At 73.7% G+C, this 7,737-nt stretch carries 7 protein-coding genes; 2 read left to right on the top strand and 5 right to left on the bottom strand.

Annotated elements, in window-relative coordinates; all coding sequences use genetic code 11:
* Positions 1–251: 251 nt before the first annotated feature.
* Positions 252–1,391 carry a PP2C family protein-serine/threonine phosphatase gene (locus IF83_RS0126750; protein ID WP_030548468.1) on the bottom strand — a complete coding sequence of 380 codons (1,140 nt, stop codon included), beginning with the start codon at positions 1,389–1,391 and terminating at the stop codon, positions 252–254.
* Between the two features lie 150 nt (positions 1,392–1,541).
* Between IF83_RS0126750 and IF83_RS0126745 the strand changes: the two genes are divergently transcribed.
* Positions 1,542–2,771, top strand: a complete 1,230-nt coding sequence (locus IF83_RS0126745) for a GNAT family N-acetyltransferase (protein ID WP_030548467.1) — start codon at positions 1,542–1,544, stop codon at positions 2,769–2,771.
* A gap of 112 nt (positions 2,772–2,883) precedes the next feature.
* Here IF83_RS0126745 and IF83_RS0126740 read toward each other — a convergent pair whose 3' ends face one another.
* From IF83_RS0126740 to IF83_RS0126730, 3 genes are all read right to left on the bottom strand, one after another.
* The gene (locus tag IF83_RS0126740) at positions 2,884–3,693 is read right to left on the bottom strand and encodes an Fpg/Nei family DNA glycosylase (RefSeq protein ID WP_030548465.1); all 810 of its coding nucleotides are present in this window, start codon (positions 3,691–3,693) and stop codon (positions 2,884–2,886) included.
* Positions 3,694–3,712: 19 nt separating this feature from the next.
* On the bottom strand, positions 3,713–4,201 hold the full coding sequence (locus tag IF83_RS0126735) for a ribose-5-phosphate isomerase (protein ID WP_030548463.1): 489 nt from the start codon (positions 4,199–4,201) through the stop codon (positions 3,713–3,715).
* Between the two features lie 194 nt (positions 4,202–4,395).
* The gene (locus IF83_RS0126730) at positions 4,396–4,992 is read right to left on the bottom strand and encodes a biotin transporter BioY (protein ID WP_030548461.1); all 597 of its coding nucleotides are present in this window, start codon (positions 4,990–4,992) and stop codon (positions 4,396–4,398) included.
* A gap of 460 nt (positions 4,993–5,452) precedes the next feature.
* On the opposite strand from IF83_RS0126730, the gene IF83_RS0126725 reads away from it, so the two are divergent.
* Complete coding sequence (locus tag IF83_RS0126725; protein WP_030548460.1) at positions 5,453–6,883, top strand: amino acid permease; 1,431 nt, start codon at positions 5,453–5,455, stop codon at positions 6,881–6,883.
* Between the two features lie 150 nt (positions 6,884–7,033).
* Here IF83_RS0126725 and IF83_RS0126720 read toward each other — a convergent pair whose 3' ends face one another.
* Entirely contained in the window at positions 7,034–7,672 is a 639-nt protein-coding gene (locus IF83_RS0126720; RefSeq protein ID WP_030548458.1) for a mycothiol-dependent nitroreductase Rv2466c family protein, read from the bottom strand.
* Between the last annotated feature and the right edge of the window lie 65 nt (positions 7,673–7,737).

The raw sequence follows: 7,737 nt of genomic DNA, 5'->3' as shown, positions 1-7,737 counted from the left end.
GGATCAAACCACCCAGATCATCCGAAGACCCCTGCGTATTCGACACCAGAGACGACAGCGCCGTGCTGCCCATATCGAACTTCACCAGCTCACCCCCGTGGATCGGCACTCGACACGACTACGTCTACATGTACTACCACGTCCAGAGGGGCACAACTGGTTCCCGAATCGGGTGGCCTGACGGGCACTCGCGTAGCGTCCGGGCGGCCCCCGGCGTCCCGCGGCCGGAGCCCGGGGGCCGGAGAACGGGGTCAGTCGCGGCAGATCATCAGCAGGGCGCGGTCGTCGTTGACGTCCTTCGCCACCGCCTCGATCAGATGCCACGCGGCGCCGTGGAAGCCGGAGGCGACATAGCGGTCGGCCTCGCCGGTCAGCCGGTCGAGCCCTTCGCTGAGTTCGCGCTCCGAGGACTCCACCAGGCCGTCCGTGAAGAGCATCAGGACGTCGCCCGGGCACAGGGTGCCCTTCACCGGCTCGAACTCCGCTCCGTCGTACACGCCGAGCAGCGGGCCCTCGGCGCCCTTCTGCTCCCAGCGTCCCGTCCCGGCGCAGAAGTGCAGGCCCGGTGGATGGCCCGCCGAGATGAGTTCGTAGTCGCCGCTGTCGAGGTCCAGGACGAGGTGGATGGAGGTGGCGAAGCCCTCGGTCCAGTCCTGGCGGAGCAGATAGCCGTTGGCGGCCGGGAGGAACTGGTGCGGCGGGAGCGAGCCGAGCAGGCCGCCGAAGGCGCCGGAGAGCAGCAGGGCGCGCGAGGCGGCGTCCATGCCCTTGCCGGACACGTCGGTGAGGACGACCTCCAGGGTGCGGCCGCCGTTCGTGCGGGCCGCGACGACGAAGTCGCCGGAGAAGGACTGGCCGCCGGCCGGGCGGAGCGCCATCTCCCGGTGCCAGCCCCGCGGCAGACCGGGCAGCTTGCTCTGGACGCGGATGCGTTCGCGCAGGTCGAAGAGCATGGTTCCGCCGCGTCTCCAGGGCACGCCGACCCGGCTGCGGAACTGGGCGATGATCAGCCCGGAGAAGCCGACCGCGCCGACGACGAGGATGTCTCCGGGAGTGACCACGGGGACGTTCGCGTACTCCTCGATCACCGAGGCCTCGACGATGAGCGCCGCGGCCGCCGCCGCGTACATCACCAGCACGCTGGACGGCCGCAGCAGCAGCCCGGCGGCGACGATCGGGAGCACCAGGGCGGAGGGCGGGCACCACAGGGGCGCCGCCATGGTCCCGGCCGCGATGGCGGGGACGCTGAGCAGCAGGGCGACGAGGGCGATCCAGTCGGAGCCGTCGCCGCGGAAGTAGTCCACGGCGGCCTTGCGCAGCCCGATCCGGACCCGGTGCGTCCTTCTGCGCGTGCGGGCCGTGAACGTCTCCACTCTCACCTCGTGTGCCATTTCACCGGGACCTTATCCACCCGTTCGGCGGCGCGTCGATTCACGGCGCGTCGGAATCCGAGGATCGTTGCGCCCACCCCGCCTCCGTGCGCTCCCGACGCACCCGAAACCCGCTCGCCCGTTCGGAACCCCGCTGGTAGTGATGGGCTCATGACCACAGAGACGCGGGTACTGCGACCCGCGGAATGGGATGAATGGTACGGGCGGCTCGAACTCGCGTTCGGTGGCGTCCCCGATGCTCCGAAGGAACGTGAGCTCTGGCGCGAGCTCACCGAGTGCGACCGTTCGATCGGCGTCTGGGAGAACGGCAGTTGTGTCGGCACGGCCGGCGCCTTCAGTTTCCGGATGACGGTGCCGGGCGGGGCCCTGGTACCGACGGCCGGGGTGACCATGGTGAGCGTCCTGTCGACGCACCGCCGCCGGGGGATGCTCACGGGCATGATGCGGCGCGTGCTGGACGACGTGCGCGGCCTCGGTGAGCCGCTCGCCGTACTCACCGCGTCCGAGCCGGGCATCTACGGACGGTTCGGCTACGGCGTGGCGTCCCAGGAGCTCGCCCTGGAGATCGACACGGAACGGGCCGGACTGCGGGTGCCGGACCACACGGATGACGTAACGCTGCGGCTGGCCGCGCCCGGTGACGTCCAGGACGCGTGCGAGGCGGTCTACGCCCGGCGGGTGCCGGCCCGGCCCGGGATGCTCGCCCGGTCCCCGGGGTGGGAGCGGCTGCCGCTGCTCGACCCGCCGGTGAACCGGGCGGGTGGCTCGCCGCTGCAGTGCGTGCTGGCCGAACGGGACGGCAAGACGGCCGGCTACGCGCGCTACGCCCTCAAGCCCGAGTGGGGACCACAGGGCGCGGACGGCACCGTCGTCCTGCGCGATCTGGAAGCGCTGGACCCGGAGGCCTCCGCGGCCCTCTGGCGCTTCCTCTTCGGCATCGACCTGACCACGCGGCTGCGGGCGCGGAACCGGCCGGTCGACGAACCGCTGCTGCACCTGGTGTCCGACGTCCGGCGCTGCTCGCCGCGGCTCCGTGACGGACTGCATCTGCGCGTGGTGGACGTGGGCGCGGCCCTGGAGGCGCGGACCTACGCCTGTCCGGTGGACGTCGTGCTGGAGATCACCGACGCCTTCTGCCCCTGGAACGAGGGGCGCTGGCGGCTGTGCGGCGACGCCAAGGGCGCCACCTGCGCCCGCACCTCGGACCCGGCGGAACTCTCGCTCTCCGTACAGGACCTGGGGTCGGCCTATCTGGGCGGCGTCTCGCTGGCGGCGCTGGCGGGCACCGGGCGGGTGCGCGAGCTGCGCCGGGAGGCCCTCGGCCGCACGGCGCGCGCCTTTCTCGGCGAGGTCGCGCCCTGGCTGCCGCACGGCTTCTGAGCGGAAGGGCGCGACGGTGCCGGTGCCGGCGCGGACGTGCGGCGGAAGCCGTGCCGGGCCGGCGCGGCGCGGGGCGGACCGTCCCGCCTGCCCGCCGCGGCCCGGCGCGGGCTCAGCCGGGCTGGCAGCCGGGGCACCAGAAGAGGTTGCGCGCGGCCAGTTCGGCCGTGCGGACCTCGCCGCCGCAGATGTGGCAGGGCATACCGGTGCGGCGGTAGACGTAGACCTCGCCGCCGTGGTCGTCGACGCGGGGCGGGCGGCCCATCGCCTCGGGGGTGTGTTCGGGGCGGACGGTGTCGATGCGGTTGTTCCTGACACCCTCGCGCATCAGCATGACCAGATCCGCCCAGATCGCGTCCCATTCGGCACGGGTCAGATCGCGGCCCGCGCGGTACGGGTCGATGCCGTGCCGGAAGAGGACTTCGGCGCGGTAGACGTTGCCGACGCCGGCCACGACCTTCTGGTCCATCAGCAGGGCGGCGACGCTGCTGCGGCTGCGGCTGACGCGCAGCCAGGCCCGTTCTCCGTCGTCGCCCGGGCGCAGGGGGTCCGGGCCGAGCCGGTCGTGTATCGCCCGCTTGTCACCGTCGGTGAGCAGGGCGCAGGTGGTGGGGCCGCGCAGGTCCGCGTACGCCTCGGGGGTCGCCAGGCGCAGCCGTACGGTCTCCGCGGGCGGCGGCGCGGGGGCCGTCCCGAAGCCGAGTTTGCCGAAGAGGCCGAGATGGATGTGGATCCAGGTGGCGCCGGGGAAGCCCAGGAACAGATGCTTGCCGTGGGCCTCGGCGGTCTCCATCACCTGGCCGTCGACGAGGGCGGCCCCGTCGGCGAACTTGCCCTGCGGGCTGGTGGCGCGCACGGCGCGGCCGCCGAACCTGGAGAGGTGGTCGGCGGCCAGCCGGTGGATGGTGTGCCCTTCGGGCATGTGCTGCTCGGTTCCCCGCTCAGTCCTGCCGCGGGTGGTGGGCCGGGATGTCGGGGAGCTTCCCGGTGGTCTCGTAGGCGCTGAGCATCTCGATGCGGCGGGTGTGCCGCTCCTCGCCCGAGTACGGGGTGTTGAGGAAGGTCTCGACGAACTTCACGGCCTCGTCCCGGCTGTGCATGCGGCCGCCGACGCTGATGACGTTCGCGTTGTTGTGCTCCCGGGCCAGCTCGGCGGTCTGCTCGCTCCAGACGAGCGCGGCGCGGACGCCCTTGACCTTGTTGGCGGCCATCTGCTCGCCGTTGCCGGAGCCGCCGATGACGATGCCCAGGCTCTCGGCGTCGGCGGCGGTCCGCTCGGCGGCGCGGAGGCAGAACGGCGGGTAGTCGTCCTGGGCGTCGTAGATGTGCGGGCCGCAGTCGACGGGCTCGTGGCCGCCTGCCCTGAGCCACTCCACGAGGTGGTTCTTGAGTTCGAAACCGGCATGATCGGAGCCGAGGTACACGCGCATGGGAAGCAGTGTGGCACGGCCGCGCCGAAGCGTCGTCGAGGGGTGGGCCGAGGGGGTGCCGCCCCGGTGCCGGGGCGCGGCCCGGCGGGGGACGGCGGGGGACGGCGGTACGGACGCGGCGGTACGCGGACGGGCCGGGCCCGCGGCCGCGGTGAGGCGGCGCGGGCCCGGCCCGGCTCCGTACGGGACGCGGGTCAGCCGCGGCGGCCGGCGAGCTTCCAGGCGGCCGGCAGGGCGCCCATGGCGAGGGCCGCCTTCAGTGCGTCCCCGATGAGGAAGGGCAGCATGCCGACGGCGACGGCCTTGCCGAAGGAGAGGTCCGCGGCCAGGGCGAGGTAGGGCACACCGACGGCGTAGATGATGAGCGAGCCGAGGGCCATGGTGCCCGCGGTGCGCAGCACGCCGCGGTCGCCGCCGCGCCGGGCCAGCGCGCCGACGACGGTCGCGGCGAGCAGCATGCCCAGGACGTAGCCGAAGGTGGCCGAGCCGGCGCCGCCCGCGAACCACGGCATGCCGGCCATGCCGACGAGCGTGTAGAGGGCGAGCGAGAGGAAGCCGCGGCCGGCGCCGAGCGAGGCGCCGACGAGCAGCGCGGCGAAGGTCTGGCCGGTCACCGGGACCGGGGAACCGGGCACCGGGACGACGAGCTGGGCCGCGGCGCCGGTGAGCGCGGCGCCGCCCACGACGAGGGCCGCGTCGCGCAGCCGGGCGCGGGTGGCGGTGGCCGCGGGCAGCAGGTCGGCGAGGACCGCGCCGGGGCGGCGGGTGCGGGTGACGGCGGCAGTGCTCATGGGTGCTCCGCGGGGTGAGGACGGCGGTGGGACAGGGTGACGCTAGCCGACGGGTCAACGATCGTTCACCATGAGCCGCCGACAAAGGCGGGACGGGAGGCTTGGTAGGTTTCCCATAACGGGCCGGTGACGCCTGGCCCGAGGGATCGCGGGCCCCGCGGGGCGCGTCCGTGACGCTCGTCACGCGGACCCGCCGGAGAGAGCGGTGTCCGGCGTGGGTCGCCCGCGGAGGGCGGAGGCGCGGGAGGCCGGACGGACCTGTGGGGATCCGCCAAAACGGTCCCGTCCGGGCCGGGGGCACGGCCCCCTGCCGAACGGCTCCGCGGCGGAGCGGCGGCACCACGGAGGGTCAAGTCGGCGTCCGGATATCGGTATGTGACCGGCGTGATTTTGTGCTGAGCGGATCACGCCAGGACACTGAGGCCGCCCCCGACCCCTCGCGTACTGGACATCACGGCCCATGAACCGGACCTCCCTGCCCTCCGCGCCCGCCGGCGCCGGGGCGGCCGGGGCCACGGAGCGCGGCACCCCGCTCTCCGGCGGCCTCAAGCAGCGCCATCTGTCGATGATCGCCCTGGGCGGGGTGATCGGAGCCGGGCTGTTCGTCGGCTCGGGCGCCGGCATCGCCGCCGCGGGCCCCTCGATCGTCCTCGCCTACGCGCTGTCCGGCACGCTGGTGCTGCTGGTCATGCGGATGCTGGGCGAGATGTCCGCCGCCCACCCGGCCTCCGGCTCCTTCTCCGTGCACGCGGAACGGGCCATCGGCCGCTGGGCGGGCTTCACCGCGGGCTGGATGTTCTGGACGCTGCTGTGCGTGGCGGTCGCGGCCGAGGCGATCGGCGCGGCCGCGATCATGACGGGCTGGCTGCCGGGGACCGAGTCCTGGATGTGGGTGGCCGTCTTCATGGCGCTGTTCTGCGGCACCAATCTGGCGGCGGTCGGCAACTTCGGCGAACTGGAGTTCTGGTTCGCCGCGCTGAAGGTGCTCGCCATCGCCGCCTTCCTGGTCCTCGGCACGCTGGCGATCCTGGGCCTCCTCCCGGGCACGGACGCCCCCGGCACGGCGCATCTCACCGGCGACGGCGGCTGGTTGCCGAACGGCGTGGACGGCTTCCTGGTCGGCCTGCTCGCCTCGGTGTTCGCCTACGGCGGGCTGGAGACGGTGACCATCGCCGCAGCCGAGTCGGAGCGGCCCCGGCAGGGTGTCGCCCGTGCCGTGCGCACGGCGATGTGGCGGATCGCCCTCTTCTACGTCGGCTCCATGGCCGTGATCGTCACGCTGATCCCGTGGAACGACGCCTCGGTCGTCAGGCCGGGCCCGTATGTGGCCGTGCTCGACTTCCTGGCGGTGCCGGCCGCAGGGCAGATCATGAACGCCGTGATCCTCGCGGCCCTGCTGTCCGCGATGAACGCCAACATCTACGGAGCCTCCCGCATGGCGTACTCGCTGACCGCCCGGGGCGACGGCCCGGCGGCCCTGGGCCGGGTCTCCGGTGGTGTGCCGCGCCGCGCGGTGGCGGCCTCCTCCGCCTTCGGCTTCCTGGCGGTGCTGCTGAGCTTCTGGTGGCCGGACACCGTCTTCGCCTGGCTGCTCAACATGGTGGGCGCCGCCGTGCTGGTGGTGTGGGGGTTCATCGCGGCGGCCCAACTGCGGGCCCGGCGGCGGCTGGAGCGCGAGGCGCCAGAGCGGCTGACCGTGCGCATGTGGTGGTTCCCCTACCTGACCTGGGTGGCGCTGGCGGGCATCGCGGCCGTCCTGCTGCTGATGCTGCGGGACGGCGAGACCCGGACGCAGCTCTGCTTCACCGCCGGGCTGACGCTCGTGCTGGCCGCCACGGGCCTGCTGCGGCAGCGGCGGGCCGGCCGGCTCACCGGAGGCGCCGCGCGCTGACCCGCGCGGAACGCCGCCGCGCGGAAGCGCGCCCCGCCCGGCGCGGCGGGAAGGGGAACGACGGCCCCGCGCGCACGGGGGCACGGGGCCGTCGTCCGGGGCCGCGAAGGCGGAGCCGCGGCAGCCGCAGTAACCGCAGCCGCAGCCGGATCAGTCGAAGACCGGCCCCTGGACGCGGGTCCGCTTGATCTCGTAGAAGCCGGGCGTGGAGGCGACCATCAGCGTGCCGTCCCACAGCTTCGCCGCGGCCTCGCCCTTGGGGGCGGGGGTGACGACGGGGCCGAAGAAGGCACAGGGCTCGCCGTCCGGGCCGGGCACGGCGATCACCGGGGTGCCCACCTCCTCGCCGACCAGTTCGATGCCCTGCTTGTGCGAGGCGCGCAGCTCCGTGTCGTAGGCGTCGGTGTCCGCGGCGTCGACCAGCTCCGCCGGCAGCCCGGCGTCCCGGAGCGCGGCGGCCATGGACTCGCGCGTGACGCCCTCGCCGCCGTTGTGGAAGCGGGTGCCGAACGCCGTGTAGAGCGGCCCGAGCACGTCGCTGCCGTGCTCCCGCTCGGCCGCGATGGCGACCCGCACCGGGCCCCAGGCCGTCTTCTCCAGCAGCTCGCGGTACTCCTCCGGAAGCTGGTCCAGCTTCGGCTCGTTGAGGACCGCCAGGCTCATCACGTGCCAGCGCACCTCCACCGGGCGCACCTTCTCGACCTCCAGCATCCAGCGCGAGGTCAGCCAGGCCCACGGACAGACCGGGTCGAACCAGAAGTCGACGGGCGTCTTCTCGGGTGCGGTCACAGGGTTCTCCTCATCAAACGGCTCGGTCCGCTGCGCGGGCTGCTCACGTGCTCCCACGGTGAACC

Origin of the sequence: Streptomyces albus subsp. albus (assembly GCF_000719865.1) — a bacterium.
GTDB lineage: Bacteria > Actinomycetota > Actinomycetes > Streptomycetales > Streptomycetaceae > Streptomyces > Streptomyces albus_E.
The sequence above is the reverse complement of the archived record's forward strand: the minus strand, read 5'-3'. Positions and strand labels throughout refer to the sequence as shown.